The sequence below is a fragment of the Anaeromusa sp. genome, assembly GCF_028691475.1.
Taxonomy (GTDB): Bacteria; Bacillota; Negativicutes; order Anaeromusales; family Anaeromusaceae; genus Anaeromusa.
This window is the reverse complement of sequence record NZ_JAQUZF010000026.1, coordinates 1-21,018: the sequence shown is the minus strand read 5'-3', so window position 1 is coordinate 21,018 and position 21,018 is coordinate 1. Positions and strand designations below refer to the sequence as shown.

At 51.8% G+C, this 21,018-nt stretch carries 21 protein-coding genes; 14 read left to right on the top strand and 7 right to left on the bottom strand.

All coding sequences use genetic code 11. From position 1 onward, the window contains the following. Positions 1 to 20: 20 nt before the first annotated feature. The 3 genes from PHF27_RS05605 to nagA all read right to left on the bottom strand — a co-directional run bounded on the left by PHF27_RS05605 (position 21) and on the right by nagA (position 2,557). Positions 21 to 740, bottom strand: coding sequence for an SIMPL domain-containing protein (locus PHF27_RS05605; RefSeq protein ID WP_300067174.1), 720 nt, complete (start codon positions 738 to 740; stop codon positions 21 to 23). Between the two features lie 147 nt (positions 741 to 887). Beyond that, positions 888 to 1,367, bottom strand: coding sequence for a PTS glucose transporter subunit IIA (locus tag PHF27_RS05600; protein WP_300067173.1), 480 nt, complete (start codon positions 1,365 to 1,367; stop codon positions 888 to 890). A 17-nt stretch (positions 1,368 to 1,384) separates the two neighbouring features. Beyond that, positions 1,385 to 2,557 (bottom strand): N-acetylglucosamine-6-phosphate deacetylase, encoded by a 1,173-nt coding sequence (gene nagA, locus PHF27_RS05595; RefSeq protein ID WP_300067172.1) that lies wholly within the window; start codon positions 2,555 to 2,557, stop codon positions 1,385 to 1,387. Between the two features lie 162 nt (positions 2,558 to 2,719). Between nagA and aroE the strand changes: the two genes are divergently transcribed. The 5 genes from aroE (at position 2,720) to PHF27_RS05570 (ending at position 7,708) form a co-directional block, all read left to right on the top strand. Beyond that, the gene (aroE, locus tag PHF27_RS05590; protein WP_300067170.1) at positions 2,720 to 3,589 is read left to right on the top strand and encodes a shikimate dehydrogenase; all 870 of its coding nucleotides are present in this window, start codon (positions 2,720 to 2,722) and stop codon (positions 3,587 to 3,589) included. A gap of 125 nt (positions 3,590 to 3,714) precedes the next feature. Beyond that, positions 3,715 to 4,941, top strand: coding sequence for a GspE/PulE family protein (locus tag PHF27_RS05585; protein ID WP_300067168.1), 1,227 nt, complete (start codon positions 3,715 to 3,717; stop codon positions 4,939 to 4,941). Between the two features lie 15 nt (positions 4,942 to 4,956). Further along, on the top strand, positions 4,957 to 6,000 hold the full coding sequence (locus PHF27_RS05580) for a PilT/PilU family type 4a pilus ATPase (RefSeq protein WP_300067166.1): 1,044 nt from the start codon (positions 4,957 to 4,959) through the stop codon (positions 5,998 to 6,000). Positions 6,001 to 6,021: 21 nt separating this feature from the next. Continuing rightward, the gene (locus PHF27_RS05575) at positions 6,022 to 7,239 is read left to right on the top strand and encodes a type II secretion system F family protein (RefSeq protein WP_300067164.1); all 1,218 of its coding nucleotides are present in this window, start codon (positions 6,022 to 6,024) and stop codon (positions 7,237 to 7,239) included. A 31-nt stretch (positions 7,240 to 7,270) separates the two neighbouring features. Further along, positions 7,271 to 7,708, top strand: coding sequence for a prepilin-type N-terminal cleavage/methylation domain-containing protein (locus PHF27_RS05570; RefSeq protein WP_300067163.1), 438 nt, complete (start codon positions 7,271 to 7,273; stop codon positions 7,706 to 7,708). Between the two features lie 275 nt (positions 7,709 to 7,983). On the opposite strand, the gene hydG is transcribed toward PHF27_RS05570, so the two are convergent. Beyond that, positions 7,984 to 9,423 carry a [FeFe] hydrogenase H-cluster radical SAM maturase HydG gene (hydG, locus tag PHF27_RS05565; protein ID WP_300067161.1) on the bottom strand — a complete coding sequence of 480 codons (1,440 nt, stop codon included), beginning with the start codon at positions 9,421 to 9,423 and terminating at the stop codon, positions 7,984 to 7,986. Next, entirely contained in the window at positions 9,416 to 9,685 is a 270-nt protein-coding gene (locus tag PHF27_RS05560) for a TM1266 family iron-only hydrogenase system putative regulator (protein WP_300067158.1), read from the bottom strand. The genes hydG and PHF27_RS05560 overlap by 8 nt, the downstream gene beginning before the upstream one ends. Positions 9,686 to 10,028: 343 nt before the next feature. Here PHF27_RS05560 and trmL point away from each other — a divergent pair, with 343 nt between their 5' ends. From trmL to PHF27_RS05515, 9 genes are all read left to right on the top strand, one after another. After that, a complete protein-coding gene (trmL, locus tag PHF27_RS05555; protein ID WP_018702466.1) occupies positions 10,029 to 10,487 on the top strand; it encodes a tRNA (uridine(34)/cytosine(34)/5-carboxymethylaminomethyluridine(34)-2'-O)-methyltransferase TrmL in 459 nt (152 codons plus the stop codon). A gap of 28 nt (positions 10,488 to 10,515) precedes the next feature. Then, positions 10,516 to 11,391 (top strand): TIM barrel protein, encoded by an 876-nt coding sequence (locus PHF27_RS05550; RefSeq protein ID WP_300067156.1) that lies wholly within the window; start codon positions 10,516 to 10,518, stop codon positions 11,389 to 11,391. Positions 11,392 to 11,497: 106 nt separating this feature from the next. Then, on the top strand, positions 11,498 to 12,421 hold the full coding sequence (gene murB, locus PHF27_RS05545; RefSeq protein WP_300067154.1) for a UDP-N-acetylmuramate dehydrogenase: 924 nt from the start codon (positions 11,498 to 11,500) through the stop codon (positions 12,419 to 12,421). A gap of 147 nt (positions 12,422 to 12,568) precedes the next feature. Continuing rightward, positions 12,569 to 14,170 carry an MBL fold metallo-hydrolase gene (locus tag PHF27_RS05540; protein WP_300067152.1) on the top strand — a complete coding sequence of 534 codons (1,602 nt, stop codon included), beginning with the start codon at positions 12,569 to 12,571 and terminating at the stop codon, positions 14,168 to 14,170. A gap of 22 nt (positions 14,171 to 14,192) precedes the next feature. Next, positions 14,193 to 15,998: a translational GTPase TypA gene (gene typA, locus PHF27_RS05535; protein ID WP_300067150.1), complete on the top strand. Its 1,806-nt coding sequence runs from the start codon at positions 14,193 to 14,195 to the stop codon at positions 15,996 to 15,998. 86 nt (positions 15,999 to 16,084) lie between these two features. Then, a complete protein-coding gene (locus PHF27_RS05530) occupies positions 16,085 to 16,504 on the top strand; it encodes a cell division protein SepF (protein WP_300067148.1) in 420 nt (139 codons plus the stop codon). Between the two features lie 137 nt (positions 16,505 to 16,641). After that, positions 16,642 to 17,025, top strand: coding sequence for a RidA family protein (locus tag PHF27_RS05525; protein ID WP_300067146.1), 384 nt, complete (start codon positions 16,642 to 16,644; stop codon positions 17,023 to 17,025). Then, positions 17,022 to 18,254, top strand: coding sequence for a threonine ammonia-lyase (ilvA, locus tag PHF27_RS05520; protein WP_300067144.1), 1,233 nt, complete (start codon positions 17,022 to 17,024; stop codon positions 18,252 to 18,254). The genes PHF27_RS05525 and ilvA overlap by 4 nt, the downstream gene beginning before the upstream one ends. Before the next feature lie 60 nt (positions 18,255 to 18,314). Then, on the top strand, positions 18,315 to 19,403 hold the full coding sequence (locus PHF27_RS05515; RefSeq protein WP_300067142.1) for a dipeptide epimerase: 1,089 nt from the start codon (positions 18,315 to 18,317) through the stop codon (positions 19,401 to 19,403). Positions 19,404 to 19,439: 36 nt separating this feature from the next. Here PHF27_RS05515 and PHF27_RS05510 read toward each other — a convergent pair whose 3' ends face one another. Both PHF27_RS05510 and PHF27_RS14330 read right to left on the bottom strand, forming a co-directional pair. Continuing rightward, entirely contained in the window at positions 19,440 to 20,132 is a 693-nt protein-coding gene (locus PHF27_RS05510) for an RsiV family protein (RefSeq protein WP_300067140.1), read from the bottom strand. A gap of 826 nt (positions 20,133 to 20,958) precedes the next feature. Further along, positions 20,959 to 21,018, bottom strand: a 60-nt coding sequence (locus PHF27_RS14330; RefSeq protein ID WP_363320044.1) for a lecithin retinol acyltransferase family protein, incomplete at its 5' end; no start/stop codon positions are given.

Genomic DNA, 21,018 nt, shown 5'->3' with positions numbered 1-21,018 from the left:
TTCTTATGAGTTTTCAATTTTTAGTCCAATTCGACCACTAAGTGGACGGTGGCGTTCAGTTTTAGCAGGCCCGCGGAGATCGGCGTAGACGGCGCTGCATCGCCCAGGGCTTTAAGGCTGTACATCCGGTTGGAGGATTCTGGGCTTTGAACGCTGATGCCGCTTTCCGTGACAGTTTTAACTCGGACAACGCGTTTGTTCAAGGCGTCAGCAATGGCATTGGCCTTATTGAGACCATTGCGTACGGCTTGCGCTAGAGCGGCGTTTTTAACAGCGTCATCATCTTTTTTGCCAAATTGCAGATGATTTACCTGGTTACAGCCGGCAGTAAGGGCGGTGTCGATCACTTCGCCCGCTTTGTCCGGCGTGGTGGTTACCGTGATGCTGTTCGTGGCCTGGTATCCTTTAATTACATAGTTGCGACGACTGTCATCATTTTTGTAGAGCGGGGTTACGGTGTATTGGGTGGTCTTTATATGTTCCGTCTTGATGCCGATGCGTTCTAACTGTTGTTGGACGTTGGAGGATATTTCCGCATTTTTGCTTTGGGCTGCGCCTACGGTGTCGGCTTCGGTCAGCGTACCCAAGTTGATGTAGACGACATCCGGCGCAATTTCCTCCTGGTAAACGCCGCTTACCTGAACTTCCGTGGCTGAAGAGACTTCGGCAGCCAATGCAGTGGGACCAAGCAACGCGACAAACAAAGCGAGGGAACAGAACGTTTTGATTATTTTTGACATGTATATCAACTCCTTTGCTTATATAAACGCTTCTAAGAGAAAAAGGTAACGGAGAAAAATAAAAAAATCTGGAGCTCTAAGGAACCCAAGGATCGAGGGGTTCTTGCGTCTCCAGATTTAATTGGACTAAGAGCAGGTCTACTCTTTTTATTTTAATGTCAGGCAGCAAGGGGCTTTCGCGTCGGCGTTGGTGGAAAAAACGGCTTTTTGTACTTTGCTGGCGCTGTTGGTAACTACAACCGGTGTAATAGAAGATTTATTATGCGCCGTCAGTACGCGGGGATCGAAGGAGAGCAGTAGTTCTCCTTTATTAACTTTTTGAGCGACTTGCACATGAATTTCAAAGCCTTCGCCGTTAAGTTCCACTGTATCTAAGCCGACATGGACGAGGATTTCCAGGCCATTCTCCGTTATGAGCGCGATAGCGTGCTTGGTTGGGGCAATCAAGGCGATAGTGCCGTCGCAAGGCGAGAAAATTTGATGTCCCTCTGGTTCGACGGCGAAACCTTCACCGAGGAGATTTCCGGCAAAAGCGGCGTCAGGAACATTGGCTAAGGGAAGCACGTTGCCCGGAGCCGGGGCATGCAGTTGAAACGATTTGGCATTGCGTTGCAAGAAAGAAAACATGCAGACAACTCCTTTGTTTATGTATAGTTTAGTGGATGCTGAGATGCGCAACAGTCAGTGTTTCGGTGGAATACGCTGCGGCCGGCTACATAAGTTGCTTCAACCGTAAAATCATCATGGAAAAGAACAAAATCGGCATCTTTGCCAGGGGTTAAGCTGCCTTTTGTTGCGAATGCGCCGACGCTTTGGGCGGCGGTGCTTGTTACGGTGCGCAGTAACTCTGGCAAAGAGAGGGCGGTTGTCACTTGGAAATTTCGCAGCTCTTGGGGCAAAGAAGTAATGCTGCCAGCAAGAGCGCCATTTTCTAAACGAGCGGCGCCGTCGCTTACGTTGACTGTTTGTCCGCCCAAATCATAGCGACCTTCGCCAAGCAAGGCGGCTCGCATGGAGTCGCTTACAAGCAGCAGGCGGTCTACGCCTTTTTGGCGCAGGAGAAGACGTTGCATAGCTGGATGAACATGGAGATTATCAGCTATGATTTCGCAATATACATGCTCAAGATCTAACGCAGCTCCTATGACGCCTGGCTGACGATGATGCAGGGGCGGCAAAGCATTGAAAGTATGAGTGAGATGGGAGGCGCCGGCAGCAAAGGCTTGGCAGGCTTCTTCGTAGGTTGCGTTACTATGGCCGATAGAGACAATGAGGCCGGCGTCGCAGCAGCGGGAAATGAAATCCAAACCGCCGGGATCTTCAGGGGCTATCGTAAGCAAACGCAGCTGTCTTAGATAAGGCTTGAGAAGGGAAAAATCAAAAGAACGCAGATGCTGCGGCGCTTGTGCACCTTGCCGCATAGCACTGAGAAACGGCCCTTCCAGGTGGCAGCCTAACGAGCAGGCCCCTGGCCAGGAAGCTTGACTCAAATTTTGCAAGGCGGCTTCAATTCGCTGCCAGTCCATGGTCATGGTTGTAGGTAAAAAGGAAGTAACTCCCTGAGAAGCCAGCAGAAGGCTGATCGTATCTACGGACTTCGGCAGAGCATCCATAACATCGCAACCGCCGCAGCCATGAAGATGAGCATCAATCCAGCCGGAGGAAACATAAAGTCCGGCAGCATCAATGCAAGGCATATCGGAGGGCAGGTTCTGCTGCGGCAGGAGAGCTACAATGCGGGAATGATGGAATATTAGGGCCCATTGAGAGAGTATGGAATCGGTGGTGACCAGGCGGCCATTAACGATGGCTTGCATGACTGGCTCCTTTCGAGGGACTTGATAGGTACGGCCTGAGAGTACCACATTTGTCCAAATATCTCAAGATGAAAAGAGTCCTTTCTTTTGCTGACAGGGGCAGGAAATGTGAAATCATTGCAGAAGAAAACATAAAAAGACATAGAAAGGCTGGAGCAGAGCATGACAACGATAACTGGTCATACGAAATTGTACGGGCTTCTTGGCTGGCCAGTGGGGCATACGGCTTCCCCGGCTATGCAAAACGCTGCTTTTGCAGCGTTGCAAATTGATGCCGCCTATGTGCCGTTGGCTGTGGAGCCGGCTAAGATTGGCAATGCCATCAACTCTTTAATTACCTTGGGGTTTGCCGGGGCTAACGTTACGGTGCCTCACAAGGTGGAGATCATGTCCTTTGTGGATGAACTAGATGAAATGGCGCGGCGCATTGGCGCTGTGAATACCCTTGTATTTCAGGAAGGACGCGCGAAAGGGTACAATACCGACGCTCCTGGTTTTGCGGCGTCCTTGGCCAGAAGACAGGTGGCAGTGCAAGGTCGGCGCGTGGTGCTTCTCGGAGCAGGCGGCGCGGCGCGGGCGGTTGCGGCGGGACTGGCGGAGGCTGGTGCAGCAAGTATAGCTGTGGCGGCTCGGCGGCCGGAGCAGGCGGATTGGCTGGAAGCGGCAACCGGTAAGCAAGGGCGTGTGGTTTCTCTTGGGGCAGCGGCTGAAGCAGGAGCTCTGCTGGAAGAATGCGATTTGCTTGTGCAATGCACTTCTTTAGGTATGGCTGGCAAGTCGCTGGGGCAGTGTCCGGATATTTCTTGGGAGCGCCTGAAGAACGACGCTGTTTGCTGTGATATTGTCTATCGGCCTTTGCAGACGGCTTTCTTACAGGAGGCGGCCAGACGTGGACACAGGACCGTGACCGGAGAGGGTATGCTGGCAGAGCAGGGAGCGCTGGCCTTCGAGCTGTGGACAGGCCAAACGGCGCCGCGCGAGGTGTTTTACGCCAAGCTGCATGACTTTTTGCAGGAGTCCGGGCCGGGTTAGAACGAGATCGCTTTTTAAAGCGCTTTTAATTAGAGAACCGCTATTTTAGAGAACGATTCGCTAACGGCGCTGCAAAGCGCCGTTTTTCTATGTTTGCGAATTTCTAAATAAAGGAGGCGGTGGCGGTGCGAGAGGGCGCGTTGGCATCAAGGCAGTTTCGCGCTGAGAAACCGAAAGAGCTGGCTAGGCTGCCGGTGCCTCAACTGGTAGATGCGTTATTGCAGCAGGCTCTGCAGGAAAGAGCTAGTGATATTCATATTGAACCTGCGACGCAGGGGCTGCGGGTGCGGTTCCGAATCGACGGCATGCTCCGCGAAAAAGAGCTGTTACCGCTAGAAATGCAGGCTGCGGTTTTATCGCGCATCAAGTTGTTGAGCGCACTGGATATTGCCGAAAAGCGCTTGCCTCAAGACGGACGCTGGCGGGTACAGAAAGAGAATCAGGACGTGGATGTGCGCGTATCTACCTTGCCTGTGCAGGGCGGAGAAAAGGCGGTACTGCGCATTTTGCCCTTTCGGGGCATGCGACAGAATATAGAAACCTTGGGTTTCAGCAAAGATGCTTTGCAACGTTACCGGTTGCTCTATCAAAAACCCCAAGGAATCATATTAATCTGCGGTCCGACCGGGAGCGGCAAGACAACCACCTTATATGCGACCTTGGCGGAATTGAATCGGCCGGAGAGCAACTTAGTGAGCATTGAGGACCCGGTGGAACTGCAGCTGGCAGGCATGAATCAGGTGCAGGTCAATGCGAAAGCAGGACTTACTTTTGCCACGGCTTTGCGCGCGATTTTGCGGCAAGATCCCAATATTATTATGGTAGGAGAAATTCGTGACGCCGAGACGGCGGACGCGGCTGTGCGGGCTGCCATGACCGGACATTTGGTCTTCAGTACCCTGCACACTAACGATGCGGCCGGGGCGGTTGCGCGGCTTTTGGATTTGGGCGTTCCGCCGTTTTTAGTGGCTGCTTCGCTATTGGGAGTGGTGGCGCAGCGCTTAGTCCGCCTGGTTTGCCAGGAGTGCCGGCAATCTTATCAGCCGGCGGAACATACGGCGGAAGAGATGCTGCTTAAAGACGTGCCTGAGGGCAAGCGGTCCTTTGTAAAGGGTTGCGGCTGCGCTGCCTGCGGTCAAACCGGCTATCGGGGGCGGCAGGCGATTTACGAGGTTATGCCGGTGACGTCACGACTGCGCCAACTGATTCAAGAAAAGGCGGCTGCCTACGAAATCGCCGCGGCGGCGCGGGAAGAAGGCATGCATACCATGAGTGAGGATGGCGTTGCCAAAGCCGCAGCCGGCCTGACGTCCTTGTCCGAAGTGGTGCGCGTGGCCGCTGGCATGGCGTGAAGGAGGTGAAGAGGCATGGTTGAGTTTTGGAACCGATTGTTACAAGAAGCACGGACCGTACAAGCTTCCGACTTGCATCTTACAATCGGCGCGCCTCCTCTTGTGCGTTTACAGGGTCTCCTAAGTCCTTTGGCAAAGCAGGCTGCTTTGACGGCCGAGATGACGGCAAGCTTGCTGCGGTCTTTTATTAATGAAGAACAGTGGCAACAGTTTTGCCAGCTCGGAGAGCTGGACTTAATCTATGAGGTGGAAAAGAAACGGTATCGGATTCATGCGTTCCAACAGCATGAAGGGACGGCGGTAGCGGTGCGGCTGATACCGGAGATGTTGCCAACGCTGGCGCAACTGGGGCATCCGGAAGTGCTGCGTCAATTGGCCTGCAAGCGCCGCGGCCTGGTTATCATCTGCGGTCCCACAGGCTGCGGCAAATCGACCACGTTGGCGGCCATGGTGCATCAAATTAACTGCGAGCGGTGCTGTCATGTGATTACCTTGGAAGAGCCAATTGAGTATTTACATACGCATCGGCGCAGCATTGTCAATCAAAGAGAGATTCCGCAAGATACGCCGTCTTTTTCCCAGGGACTGCGGGCTGCTTTACGCGAAGACCCGGATGTAATTTTGGTAGGGGAGATGCGGGATGCCGAAACGATGCAAACGGTTTTGACCGCAGCGGAAACAGGCCATTTAGTGTTGGCAACACTCCACACCAACGAAGCAGCTCAGGCCTTGGATCGGATTATTGACGGGTTTCCGCCTTATCAGCAACAGCAGGTACGGCAACAGCTGTCCATGGTGCTGGAAGCGGTGGTGGCGCAGCAACTGCTTCCTCTGAGCGAGGGGCCGGGGAGGGTGGCTGCCTTGGAAATTTTGTTGGCCACACCGGCGGTGCGCGCCTTAATTCGCGAGGGCAAGACGCATCAATTACTCTCGATCATGCAGACAAACGGGAAAATGGGCATGCAGACCATGGATATGGCGGTAGCGATCTTGTGGCGGAGGGGCTTGATTTCGCGCGAGACGGCCTGTACTGGAGTAAAGGACTTGGACTTGCTTTAAAGCTGGAAGTAGGCGAAAGTGATGCGGGAAATGAGTGAATACGCCTATCGCGCTCGCGGACGCGACGGGCGGGAACGATGCGGAGTTTTACAGGCGACTAGCGAAGCGGAGGTGGCCGCCTATATTCGGGCACGCCAGTGTTATGTGACATCGGTAGTTCGATGTGCGCCGCGCAAAGAAAAACACTGGGAACGACGTCCGGCTGCCAAGGAACTGGCTGTTTTTTGCCGCCAGTTTTCTTTTCTAATAGATGCAGGGGTGTCCTTTTCGTCTTCCTTGCAAGTGCTGCGCCATCAGGCCGGAAGTCGTCGCTGGAAAACGGTTTTAGAAGAAGTGGAGCGACAAATCCAGGCGGGAACTTCTCTGACAGGAGCGTTAAGCAGGCAGTCTGCTTTTTTCCCGCCCTTGCTTTTAGGCATGGTGGAGGCGGCGGAAGCTTCCGGGGCCATGGAGGCGATTTTGGGTCGCTTGGCGATCTATTTCGAGAAAGAGCATTCTTTGAAGCAAAAAATGTTCTCGTCGTTGTTATATCCCGCCTTGGTATTGCTGATGGCGTTAGCCTTGACTTTTTACATGCTTTTGTATGTACTGCCGGTTTTTGCGGATCTGTTTGCCCAAATGAACCTGGAGCTTCCTTGGTTGACGCGGTGGTTGCTGCAAGGAAGTTCCTGGCTGCGGCAGGAAGGGATCAAGCTGGCGGGATTCGTAGCGGCAGGGTTGCTTGGCTTGCGCTTTTGGCAAGGTAAGAACTCTTGGCTGCGCTGGCGGGATAAAATAGTCTTGACGCTTCCGGTTTGGGGCGAATTTTGGCGTAAAGCCGTGATTGCCCGGTATTGTCGTACCTTAGGGACGTTGTTAGGCAGCGGCCTTGCTTTGCTGCCGGCGCTGGATTTAGCGCAACGGACGACAAGCAATCGGTGGTTTTTAGAACGTCTGCAGGCGGTGCGACGCCGCGTGAGCGAAGGAGAAACCCTAACGGCTTCTTTTGGCGCCAGCGAGTTGTTTCCGCCTCTTGTGGTGCAGTTGGTAGCGGTAGCCGAGGAAACGGGCAAGCTAGAGGCCATGCTGGCAAAGGTTGCCGATTTTTATGAGGCTGATGTAGAGGAAGCGGCTGTACGGCTGGGGGTATTGCTGGAACCTTTCGTGATTGTTTTTCTAGGACTGTTGGTCGGGACCTTGGTTTTGGCGGTTATGCTGCCTGTGTTTGAATCCGTAGGAGCTATTGGGTCCTTCAAGTAATACGGTGTATGACGGAAGGAGTGACGTACTGATGAGACGGTACTGCCAATGGGGAAAATGCTGGCGTCAAGAAGGCGGGTTTACTTTAATTGAATTGATGGTGGTTATCGCCATTATCGTGACCTTAGCGGGGATTGGGCTTTTAAAGTATGAAGATTCGCAGGCTATGGCGCGGGGCGCTAAATTGGTGGCCGATATGCGGAATATGGATACGGCGTTGGTGATGGTTAAAGCGGAAGGAACAGCTGCGCCAACTTTGGCTTTGATTCAGGAGCGGCTGACGCCGGACCCGGTGCTTTCGCTGCAAAAGATGCAGGCGACGAAAATCCGCGTAGGCGGTGCGGCGTATACGAGTGAACAAACCGGGGCGTTGGCGTACGGCATCAATGCGGCTAAAGGGCAAGTGACTGTTAAAATAGACAGCCGAGATTTGACAGTGGACCAACTGCTGGGCTTGACGGCGCAGTAAGTTAAGCATAGGGCCTAAACAAGAGAACCGGAGTGATCGGAGGGTACGGCTGAGGAAACGAGGTTAGGGCAAAGAAAAAATCAGGCAACCACCTATTGCTTTAGGAAGTTGCCTGATTTTTAGGGAGTGTTTCCATACTGTGTCCGACTTAGTCCGGTTTTTCGTCCTGTGGACCGTCTTGTTCCAATAAAAGTCTTAAATGCAATCAATACCGCCGTCGCAGCCCTCTTGCATACCCTCTCGTGACTCTTGTTCAGTTCTTCTTCTCGATAATGTTAGAAGTATAGATCCCGCGTGCCGCTTTGGATTTTTGCCAGCTCGCGGCGGGTTGCGTCGCGGACGTCGTTCTGGGGAATTGATGCCAGCTGTTCGGCGATTACTTTTTCTCCCACACTGCGAGTTTCTTCATCCGCATAATCAAGAAGATATTCCTGGAGCGTCAACAGAGCGTTGGGGAGACAGACATTTTGAATTTCTCCGGTTTTTGCCAGCGCCATGAAGCGGTCGCCAGTGCGTCCTTGGCGATAGCAGGCAGTGCAATAGGATGGTACATAACCTTGGGCGCAGAGCATGCGGATGATCTCGTTGGGCGAGCGGCCGTCGCTAGGCTCGAATTGCATGCCGCTGCTTTCAGGATCCAGGTGCTCGCCAGGGTGTGCCTGCAGTTGCGCGTAACCGCCGACACCGGTACAGGAACCGGCGCTGATTTGAGAGATGCCGTAGCGGATAAGGCGGTCTCTTGTACCTGGTTCTTCACGGGTTGACAGGATCATACCTGTATAAGGAACTGCTAAGCGGATGATGGCGATGATTTTAGCGAACGCTTCGTCGTCGACTAGATAAGGGAAGGTTTCCAGATTGATGCCGCTGGCCGGGCGCATGCGCGGTACGGAAATAGTATGCGGGCCGACGCCGAAAGTGCGCTCCAAATGTTCGGCATGCAGGAAGATGGCCACGGTTTCGTATTTATAGTCGTAGAGGCCGTAGAGAACGCCTAACCCTACGTCATCGATACCGGCTGTCATAGCGCGGTCCATAGCAGTGGTGTGCCAGTTGTAGTCTTGTTTCGGTCCGCCTGGATGAAGGGCCGCATAAGTAGGTCTGTGATAGGTTTCCTGGAAAAGAATATAAGTGCCAATGCCGGCTTCTTTTAGTTGCTTGTATTCGTCAATAGTCGTGGCGGCAATGTTGACATTGGCCCGGCGTATACTGCCGTTACCGCTTTTGCTGGCGTAAATTTCCTTGAGCATGTCGGTAACATAGCTGATAGGACAGTTGACCGGATCTTCGCCAGCCTCGACGGCCAGACGTTTATGGCCCATGTCTTCGAGGATTTCCGCTTCGCGGCGGACTTCTTCGGCGGTGAGGCGGCGGCGCAATTGTTTTTCGTTACTGCAACGGTAGCCGCAGTAAGTGCAATTGTTGACACAGTGGCTGGACAGATACAGCGGTGCAAAAATGACGATACGCTGACCGTAAATGTCTTTTTTTATTTGCTCAGCCGTTTGAAATAGTTCTTCTTGCAGGTTCGAGTCTTCAACTTGGAGCAAGACCGCCACCTCTGCTGCAGTCAATCCTTGGTGTTTGGCGGCTTTGGTGATGATCGCGCGGACTTGAGCGGTATCGCGGGCTGCTTTTTTTCCTGCGGCCAGCAGCTCTTCTATACGGGCCTGATCGATAAAGGCGTCGCTGGTACGTTCTACATTGCTAATCATGAACAGGTGCCTCCTTTTTCGCTGTAAGTGCTGATTTGACAATTACGCCGGGCAGATTTCCCAAACGACCGGTGAAGGCGCCCACGTCGTCGGTAGAGCCTTCCACAATCAAGGCGATGACGCCTGAATCTGTGCCGTGATGAGGGATGCCCATGCGGCCAACAATGAGATGACGGTACTGGCTGATTAATTGGTTGACCTTGCCGGCGATGGTTTCGGGAGATTCTACGACAATGCCGACGACGCCAATACGTTTTTCCACATAAACCCTCCTTCGCAGTCCTGGCTGAAAAATGCAAAAGCTTCCCTACAGACGCAAGCTGAGAGAGGCGCAGAAAAACAAAAAAGCCTCTCCGACCGCGCAGGTAAAACCCCCTTGCGTTCACAGCAGGACCGAAATGTATGTTCCTTGGCAGCTTGCTTAAAAACATTTAAACATTCTGTCTCAGAATTACTTTTTTCTTATTATACACCGAATAGATTGAATTCGTAAAGAACGTACCCAGCGGTTCGTCTTGTGCTATAATATATAAGTTATGGATTGAGGCTGGCTGCCAGCGCAGAAAAAATAGTTGGCAGTTTGTTGACGGAGAGGAGTCTTTTCCGTGCATATTGTTTTGTATCAACCGGAAATCCCTGGGAATACAGGGAATATAGCGCGCCTTTGCGCAGCTACGGGCTGTACGCTTCATCTGGTGCATCCTCTCGGTTTTTCCGTGGATGATCGTCATTTAAAACGGGCCGGCCTGGACTACTGGCACTTGCTTTCCATTCATCACCACGAAGATTTTGCATCGGTAGAGCGAATGCTGCAGCCGAGGCGATTCTTCTTTAATACGACTAAGGCGCATAAGGCGCACAGCTCGATTCAATATGAGGCGGAGGATGTGTTGGTATTCGGCAGGGAAACTGCTGGTTTGCCGCCGGAAGTGGTGGCAGGCAAGGAAGAGCAGTGCCTGCGCATTCCTATGATTCCGGACGCTCGCTCCTTGAATCTGTCCAATGCAGTAGCGGTAGTCGTGTATGAAGCATTGCGCCAAATTGGCTACCCGGAGATGAAGTAAAGCTGCAAGAAGAAAAATGAGGTGCTACATGACGGCAAGAAGACAGCCTTGGTTTGGTTCAGCCGGTAATCCCGACGCTTTTTATGAAGCAGGAGGCAAAGCAAGTGCGGCCATGCCTGCGTGGCTGGCGGCGCAGGGTCTAAATGCCTATGAGTATCAGTGCAGCCGGGGCGCTTCGGTCAAAGAAGAAACAGCGCGCAAAATCGGTGAAGCCGCTAAAGAACATCAGGTAGCGCTGAGTGTTCATGCGCCTTACTATATTAGCCTGGCGGCGGAAGATGAGACTGTAGTGCATAATACACGGGAACATTTTCGCAAGTCATTGCGCGTAGCCCATTGGTTAGGGGCGGATCGGGTGGTCTTTCACATCGGCGGCGCTGGCAAGAAAGAGCGCGCTGTCGCGTTGGAGAGAGCGCAAAAGGCTTTTTTGCGCGTGTTGAAGCAATGCGGCGAAGAAGGCTTGCTGGAGGGTGTCTGGCTGTGTCCGGAAACGATGGGCAAGAAAAATCAACTGGGTACGCTGGCGGAAGTTCTTGATTTTTGCCTCTTAGCGCCGCAGTGGCTGCGGCCAGCTGTAGATTTTGGCCATTTGCATGCGGTGGCGGGAGGCGCTTTCTATACCAGGCAGGAATATGAAGCGGTTTTTGCGGCTGTGGAAAAAGCCTTGGGAGCGGAGGCTTCCCGACAATTGCATATTCATTTCAGCAAGATTGAGTTTACTGGCGCTGGAGAAAAACGGCATTGGACATTTGCAGATTCCTTTGGGCCTCCTCACGAACCTTTGTTGGAATGTTGTGTGCGAGGCGGCTACACGCCGCGGATTATCTGTGAATCTGCGGGTACGCAGGCGTTGGATGCGTTGCAGATGCGAGACGAATATCAGCGCTTAGCAAATTGTTTTTAGTGGACGCGCAAGGCGGGGTTATACGATCCTGGCCTGATGCTTTCCGAAAAATACTCAGCCGTGCTATAATAAGGGAGAATTTTGAAGGGAGTAGGCTAAAAGGTTTATGATAGAGCAGATGCAAAGCGTATTTCAGAAACTGCAGCGTGTGATTCATGTGGGGCGTTTATTGGCGGAAGAACCGTTGTCGCAGCATACAACCTTTGCTATCGGCGGCCCGGCGGATATTTTCATACAGCCTGGCAGCATGGGAGAACTGGCGGCGGCGATGCAGGTGCTGCATGCGCATCAGGACGTGCCTGTTACCATTTTGGGCAATGGCTCTAATGTGCTGGTATTGGACCGGGGCATACGCGGCGCGGTGATTAAATTAGGCGATTTTTTAAGCTCCTTGCGCCGGGAAGACAATCGTATCTTTGCCGGGGCAGGCTCGCTTTTGAGTGAAGTATCGGGATTTGCGGCCGCCCAGGGCTTGGGCGGCATGGAATTTGCCGTAGGTATTCCGGGCAGCATTGGCGGTGCCGTCTTTATGAATGCCGGAGCGTACCAAGGAGAGATGAGTTGTGTGGTTGACGCGGTTACCGCCGTTTCTCCTACAGGGATAGTGCGCCGGTTTTCTCGTGAAGAATTAGAGTTTTCGTATCGGCACAGTATTTTTCAAGACAATGGACATATTGTGTGCGAAGTGGAACTGCTGTTGGAAGTAGGCGAGAGCAGCGAGATTGAGGCTCGTATGCAGGAGCTGACTCAACGGCGGGAAAGCAAGCAGCCGTTGGAACTGCCGAGCGCCGGCAGTACGTTTAAGCGTCCGCCGGGACATTTTGCCGGCACGTTGATTGAACAAAGCGGTCTGAAAGGATTGCGTGTGGGCGGAGCCGAAGTGTCGCAAAAACATGCCGGTTTTATTGTCAATGCCGGCGGCGCTACGGCGCAGGATGTCTTAGCGTTGATCTCCGAGGTGCAGCGGCAGGTGCAGCAGCAGTTTGGCGTATCGTTGCAGCCGGAAGTGCGCATTCTTGGGGAATCTTGAAAGCGGCAGGGAATAAAGCATGACACAGAGCAGGCGGGGACTTACGAAGCCGGCGCAAAAATGTCGGTTTTCGAAACCTACGTGGCTCTGTGTTCGACGTTTTAGTACTGGGAGAATGAAACTCAGGTCGAGAGGAGACGTGCTTATATGCGTTTGACGTTTCTGGGAGCCGCCAGAATGGTAACTGGCTCCAGCTATCTTTTGGAAATTGGCAATAGCCGTGTTTTGGTGGATTGCGGCATGTTCCAGGGGGGCAAGGCGATTGCGGCATTGAACCGCAGGCCTTTTGCCGTAGAACCAGGCAGCATTGATTGCGTGCTGCTGACTCATGCGCACATTGATCACAGCGGCTTATTGCCGAAATTGTGCAAAGAAGGCTTTAAAGGTCCTATTTACAGCACAAAAGTGACGAACGAGTTATGTCGGATCATGCTTCCTGACAGCGCTCATATTCAGGAATCAGATGCGGAGCTGACGACGAGAAAAGGAAAACGTTCGGGTATGGCGGAAATCCAGCCGCTTTATACAGTGGACGATGCTTTTCAATGTCTGCAGCAATTTCGCTCTGTGCCTTACGCTGAGGATTTGCTTCCGGTTCCTGGTCTGCGGGTGCGTTTTCAAGAAGCCGGACATATCTTGGGGTCGTCGGTGCTGGAGATTTGGGGCGAAGAGAACGGGAAGACGGAAAAGCTTCTCTTTACGGGTGACCTAGGACAGCCGGAGCAGCCGATTATTCGCGATCCGGCGATTATTGAGACTGCGGATTACATCATCAGCGAGTCTACCTATGGCAACCGCAATCACGAACAGTACGACAAGGAAAGCCGTCTGGCAGAGATAGTCAATGAAACGGTAGAACGCGGCGGCAATATCATTATCCCGGCCTTTGCCGTCGGCCGCACCCAGACGCTGCTGTATCATTTCTACAAACTTTGGAAGGCGGGGCGCATTCCAGAGATTCCTGTGGTCATCGATAGTCCGTTGGCCATTTCAGCAACGAATATTTTCTTCAACAATATCCAGGACTTTGATGAAGAGACAAAATCTCTTATGCGCGGCGGCAAGCTGCTAGAACTGCCGCAGCTGCGTTTTGTGCATACTGCGGACGAGTCCAAGGCTTTAAACGAGGATTTGCAGCCGAAAATCATTATTTCCGCCAGCGGCATGGCTGACGCCGGACGCATTTTGCACCATCTCAAGCACAATTTGTGGCGGCCGGAGTCCAGCGTGCTTTTTGTGGGCTATCAGGCCCAGGGCAGCGTGGGGCGTCGGTTAGTAGATGGCGCTAAACGGGTGCGCATGATGGGCGAAGAAATTACCGTCAAGGCGCAAATTCATAATTTAGAAGGCTTTTCAGCCCATGCGGACCAAGAACAGATGATGACTTGGCTGAGCGCTTTTAAAGAGAAGCCTGCCTGTATCTTCCTGGTTCACGGAGAAATTGAAATGTCCGAGCCCTTCAGCGAGCGGATTCAGTCTCAGCTGGGGTGGCCTGTATATATTCCCCGTTTTGCCGATGCGGCTCTTTTAAAGGGACGCGAATGGGAAATCGTCGAGTCCGACGTGGTGGTGCTGGATCCGGCCATGCGCCAACTGGACGAGTATTTAGATCAAATGGAGGGGGACTACCGGGCGATGCGTCGCCGCATTGCCAAAGTGGTGGCTACCCAACCAAGCAAAGCCAACGAAATGCTGCGGCGGCTTAGCAAAATTTCTGCTTACTTCAAAAAAATGTTTAATGACGTCTGAGAACGTCCTATGAGGAGGAACTATGGAAAGAACAGATATTCGCAACGTGGCTATTATTGCTCACGTTGACCACGGTAAAACTACATTGGTGGATGCTATGCTGCGGCAGAGCGGTGTTTTTCGCACTAACGAGCAGGTAGCGGAGCGGGTCATGGACTCCAATGATCTGGAGCGGGAACGCGGCATTACCATTTTGTCTAAAAATACAGCTGTGCTGCATAGCGGCGTAAAAATCAACATTGTAGACACTCCTGGCCATGCCGATTTCGGCGGCGAAGTAGAACGCGTACTGAACATGGTGGACGGTGTGCTGCTTTTGGTAGACGCTTTTGAAGGCCCTATGCCGCAGACCAAATATGTTTTGCGCAAGGCCTTGGAACAGAAGCTGAAACCCATTGTGGTCATTAACAAAATTGACCGTCCTGACCAGCGCGTTGATGACGTAGAAGATGAAGTTTTGGAATTGTTCATGGAACTAGATGCCGACGATGATCAGCTTGATTTCCCGGTTGTCTATGCTACGGCTCGGGATGGCATCGCCAAATTGAACATGGCGGACGAGAGTTCCAATTTGGAGCCCTTGTTCAAGCTGCTTATTGAAAATATTCCGGCGCCTAAAGGCGAGATTGACGGTCCGTTGCAGGTTATGGTAACGACTCTGGATTATGATGAATATGTAGGACGTATTGCGATCGGGCGCGTTGTACGCGGACGTATCAAGAACGGCCAGAACGTAACGGTTTTGGATGGCGAAAACCAGCGCAAAGGGCGCATTGGTCGTCTATACGGCTATGAAGGCCTCAAACGCCGGGAAGTGGAAGAGGCGGCTATGGGCGATATTATTGCCGTTACCGGTTTGGATGACGTCAATATTGGCGATACCATCGCCGATACGGAAAATCCAGAAGCATTGCCGACTATTGCCATTGACGAGCCCACTCTTTCCATGCTCTTCAGCGTCAATACCAGTCCTTTTGCCGGACGTGAAGGCGATTTTGTTACCTCGCGTCATTTGCGTGACCGTCTTTTCCGGGAAGTGGAGACCAACGTCAGCTTGCGTGTAGATGAGACTGATAGTGCAGACAGCTTCAAGGTATCGGGACGCGGCGAATTGCATTTGTCTATTCTCATTGAGACTATGCGTCGGGAAGGTTTTGAGTTTCACGTAGGCAAGCCAGAAGTTATTTATAAGACCATCCAGGGACAGCGTTGCGAGCCGATGGAGCTTTTAACAGTAGATGTGCCGCAGGACTTTATGGGCGCGGTTATGGAAAAACTGGGCACCCGTAAAGCCGAACTCATCAATATGGGCGAGATTTCCGGTTATCTGCGCATGGAATTTGTTATTCCCGCGCGCGGCTTGATTGGCTTCCGTAATGAACTGCTGACAAGCACGAAGGGCAACGGTATCATGAACCATGTATTCCATGGCTACGCCCCCTACAAAGGAGATATCCAGGGCCGTACGCGCGGCGCTCTGGTGGCGTTTGAACCTGGCGAAACCACCGGTTACGGCATTTACAGCGTGCAGGATCGCGGCGTCATGTTCATCGTTCCTGGACAAGAAGTCTATACGGGTCAGATTGTCGGCGAGAATGCCCGGGAGCAGGATATGGATGTGAATCCCTGCAAGAAAAAGCATGTAACCAATATGCGTTCCAGCTCGGCGGATGAAGCTATTCGTCTGACTTCGCCCCGCATTCACAGTCTGGAGCAGGCGCTGGAGTATATTAACGATGACGAGTTAGTAGAAGTTACGCCTAAAAGCATTCGTTTGCGTAAGTCTATCTTGGATCGCTCGGCGCGGGCGCGGTCGAAAAAAGGATAAAAATTTTCTGACGCCTGCAGGAATTGCGGAATTTGGCTCGAATTAGCATAAAGAAGTGACAGTATCTGCAAAAGGAGGAATGCCCCATGGCGGCAAGCTTAATGGAAAAGCTGACCAATTTTTTAATGCCTTTGGAGGAAGAGGAAGAAATTGCTGCAGCACCTGTGCGGCAAAGCAAAAATCCGCCTCAACTGACTGTGCATGAAGGCGCTGCCAGACGGGGGGAAGAGTTTTCCATCACCGTCGTAGTCCCGCGGGCCTACGAAAATGTCTGTTCCTATGCAGATCTCTTATTGCAGGGTAAAGGCTTAATTGTTAATTTTTCTTGCTTAACCGCTGAGGAACAGCGTTCTATGGCTGATTTTCTGGAAGGCGTCTGCGCTGTATGCGAGGCGGGCTCTCTTGTGGTAGAAGAGCGTCTCATTATTTATGCACCGCAGCAAGTTGAGATTGAAAAGCAGCTTTTTGGCGGATATTCCGTTCCTGCTTATGGCAAACACGCTTAAAAAACGGGTACGAAACCTCCCCAATAGGGGAGGTTTTTTTACTAGTTTGCCGTAACCCTCATTCGAGCCCTCCCTCTACTCCCTTTACTCTTGTTCAATCTCATTCTCTAAAATAGTGCATGAAAGGCGGTTTTCTTATGAAACAAGTTGTATTTACCTCACAAGCACCTGCGGCGATAGGACCCTATTCTCAGGCAATTCGCGCCGGAGAGTGGCTGTTTTTGTCTGGACAGATTCCGGTGGACCCGGCAACAGGCGAAGTTGCGGGAACCGATGTGCGCACACAGGCCCGCCAAGTTTTGAAGAATATACAGGCTGTTTTAGCGGAAGCGGGAACTACGGTGCAAGCGGTTGTTAAGACGACGGTGTTTTTAAAGGACCTTCAGGATTTTCAAGCTTTTAATGAAGAGTATGCTAAAGTATTTGCCAGCGAAGCTCCAGCTCGTTCCTGCGTGGAAATAGCGCGGCTGCCGAAAGATGTGCTGGTAGAAATTGAAGCGATTGCTCTTATGAAGCCATGAGCGGAAGCCTTGAAGAAAGAAAAGCGGTGTTGACGCTGCCGGAAGTCTATACGGCTGCCAGACGCCTTAAAGGCGTCATTCACCGGACATTGCTGGACCATAGCCATACTTTCAGTTCCATTACAGGCTGCGAAACGTATTTGAAACTGGAAAACCTCCAGAAAACGGGCTCTTTTAAAATTCGCGGCGCTTATAATAAAATTCAGACTCTCACCCCAGAGGAGCGCGCTTGCGGCGTGATTGCGGCTTCCGCCGGCAATCATGCGCAGGGGGTAGCCTATGCGGCGGCTCAGGCCGGTATTCCATCTGTCATTGTCATGCCGGAGCATGCACCACTAGCAAAAGTGGTAGCGACTAAAGGCTATGGCGCGGAAGTCGTGTTGGCTGGAGCCACCTATGACGAATCCTATGAGCATGCTTGCCGCCTGCAGCGAGAGCGCGGGCTGGTATTTGTGCATGCGTTCAATGATCCTTGCGTGATGGCTGGGCAGGGCACGATCGGTCTGGAAATCCTGGAGGATTTGCAGGACTTGGAGGCTATTGTGGTGCCTGTGGGCGGAGGCGGGCTTATTTCCGGCATCGCCCTGGCCGTGAAGCAGGTGGCGCCTCATGTCAAGGTGTATGGCGTCCAGGCCGCTGGCGCGCCGGCTATGCATTTGTCGAAAAGGGCCGGCTGCTATCAGACCACCGATTGTGCTGTAACTATTGCTGACGGTATTGCCGTGAAGCAGCCAGGCGATTTAACCTATGATATTGTTCAAAAGTATGTAGACGACGTGGTTATCGTAGAAGACGAAGAGATTGCGGAAACAATTTTACTGTTGCTGGAGCGCTCCAAGTTGATGGTGGAAGGCGCCGGGGCCACTTCGTTAGCCGCGCTGCTGTTTCAGAAGCTGTCCTGCAAAGGAAAGGTTGCTGCTGTCCTTTCCGGCGGCAATATTGATGTGAACTTTATTTCTCAGATCATTGAGCATGGTCTCGTTAAGTCGGGAAGGCGAGTGAAAATTTTGACTCGTATTGCTGATCGGCCAGGAGAGCTGAGCCGTTTGCTGGATCGCATTGCGCAGTTGCATGGTAATGTCATGCAAGTATTTCATGATCGTGCCGAGCGCTGCCTGCCTTTAGGACAAGCGGTGGTGGAAATCAGCTTGGAAACTAGAGATGAAGCGCACTGCCAAAGTATTTTGGAAGATTTAACCGCACGGGGTTATGAAGTAGAGCGGGATTGAAAAAAGCCGGCAAGTACTCGTCAAAAGAGAACTTGCCGGCTTTTTAAGGAGGGTATAAAATTGAAAATTCAACACATTCGTTTAGGAAAAGTGCGTATTCCTTTAAAAAAGCCTTTTAAAACCGCTTTGCGAGAAGTGTTTTTTGCCGAGGATATTATCGTGCAGGTTGTAGCGGATACTGGCGAAGTTGGCTTTGGCAATGCGCCGCCGACGCTGGTAATCACCGGAGACGGCCAACAGTCGGTTGCGGCGGCTATTCAGGAAGTATTGGCTCCTAAATTGATGGGTATGGATGTAGAGAATCTCGAAGGAATTATGACGACCATTCAAGGAGCGCTGCATCATAACTATTCGGCGAAAGCCGCTATGGACATCGCTGTGCATGATTTGTTCTGCAAACGTTATGGCATGCCGTTGCAGCGTTTTCTAGGAGGATATCGTCAAAGCCTGCAGACGGATCTGACAATCAGCGTTAATGCGCCGGAAGAGATGGTGGAAGACTCTCTGGCTGCCGTTGCCGCAGGATATCGAGAACTGAAAATCAAGGTAGGTACCGATGCGGCGCTGGATTTGAAGCGGGTCCAAGCCATCCGTCAGGCTGTGGGGAGCGATATTCAGCTGCGCCTGGATGCCAACCAAGGTTGGAAAGGCAAAGAAGCGGTGAGGACCATTCGCTGCTTTGAGGATAAGGGCTTGGATATTGAACTTGTTGAGCAGCCAGTGGCGGCGCACGATTTTGCGGGGCTTAAATATGTTACTGAAAATGTAGAAACCAACATTATGGCGGACGAAGCGGCTTTTGGCCCGGTCGAGGTGTTTCAGCTATTGTCTATGCGGGCTTGCGATCTGATCAGCATTAAGCTGATGAAAGCCGGCGGCATTTATAATGCCGTAAAAATTCTTAATTTGGCCGAAACCATGGGCGTAGAGTGCATGATGAGCTGCATGCTGGAAAGCAACGTAGGCATTACTGCTGCGGCCAGCTTGGCTGCCGCGAGAAAGAACATTACCAGGGCCGATTTGGATGCGGCGGTACTGCTGGCGGAAGAACCGGTAGTGGGCGGAGCTTCCTACGCTGGCAATCAAATTCTGCTCTCAGAGGCCTCTGGACTAGGAATTACGGAAGTTCTTGGCTGGGAAGAGATTTAAAAAAAGGAAACCGCTGTGTGGCAGCGGTTTCCTTTTTTAATTGTCCAAGGCCAGTTCGGGAACCAATATGTCCTTGAGGGCGTCGAAGGGGACGACAAAACGCAGGATGCCATCACTGGCAGGACTGATTTCACAGGGTTCGTAGTAAAGCACAAGCCCTTCGGGGGTCAAGTAGAAAGACTTTTGATTGGTTATTCCCCGGAAGTCCCAGTGCGAGCCGCTGCGTCGGTTAATGTCGTCCCGAATCCATTGTTCGAGACGGTCACGATAGGCGGCTTGGGGAATAAATAAATCCTTTAATTCTAAAACCTGCCCGTTTTGATAGCGCAAGGTCATGGTATGAAACTTAACCAGGTCAGGAGAAGCGTCAAAAATTGCGTAGCTTTTTTGGGTAAGGCTAAGTAAATCGACGCCATTATAGGCTACATAGTATTCCGAGAAAAAATGGCTGCGTTGGTTGTATTCCAAAGGAAGCTGTCCGTCGGCGGTCATGCGGTGGATTTCCAACTGATACTCTTCCCAGTCTTTTTGTACTTCCAGCAGCAGCAATTGGTTGATTTGAAATTCCAGCTTAGGCCGCTGGGTTCGCTGCAGCTGAGGGATGAAAGCGCTGCCTTTTGGGGTTTCGGCGAAAGCTTGAGGAACGACTTGAAAGAAAGCGTCGGCCTTCGTTGCAGGGAATACGCTCAGACAGGCAAGCAGTAAAAAAGCAAAGCAGGCTTGTTTCATCAGGGGACCTCCTTTGTAGTCAGTTCTTGTTGGAATAATTCGCTGTCTGTATCTTAAAACCTGCTGATATAGGGAAAGAGGACGAACAAGAAAACTGCTGGAATGGAACAAAGGTATCAAGGACTAAGAGCTCCTGCATAACCGTCGGCATTATTGTATTTGAGACAAGATTTCCGCGCGCCTCGCAAACACTGGCTGCGTCGGCAGTTTCTTAACTCGCTGCGTTCAAACAGGCGAAACTGTCATCATCCTTCGCCAGCATTTTCGTCCTGCGGACCGCTTTGCTCCCAAAAGTCTCAAATACAATCACGGCCGCCGCAGCCTCAGTCGTTCCCACCCTTTACTCCATCTATTCCTGTTAAATTCCGTAACCCTCAGTCGAACCCTCCGTGACTCCCGCGACTCTTGTTCAATCTCCGTACTCTCTGGTCTTTCGCTGGCTTTTCTCTGTTGCTCCGAGTTGCGTTCCAAAGGACCGCGTAGCGATTTTTCTTATGAGCCCTGTAAAAAATATGAAAAGTTCAAAGAAAATTCACAGGAAAATCATGACTTTGTGCAGAATAAATACTTACATAAAACTAGAGCTTTAGAGTAGGAAGCGGTGGTTTTGTGGTCAATCAAAGAGTAGGCTTGAATATAAGAACTGGAGTTTCGCGCAAATACCTTGCAGCACTCAATGCATTCCCTTGTTTTTCACCCGACGATGTCAGGTGAAAATGGGAAAAAGCAAAATTGCAGCAAGGTATTTATAGCGCGGGAAATCCTATGAGGGGTATGTCCTGCGGGGCATGCCTCTTTTTTTTATGAAAGAGGGTGCACAGCAAATCTAGTCTCCATTTCGACACCATTCCGCAAAGTGCTCGCAATTGTTGAATAGAAGATGATA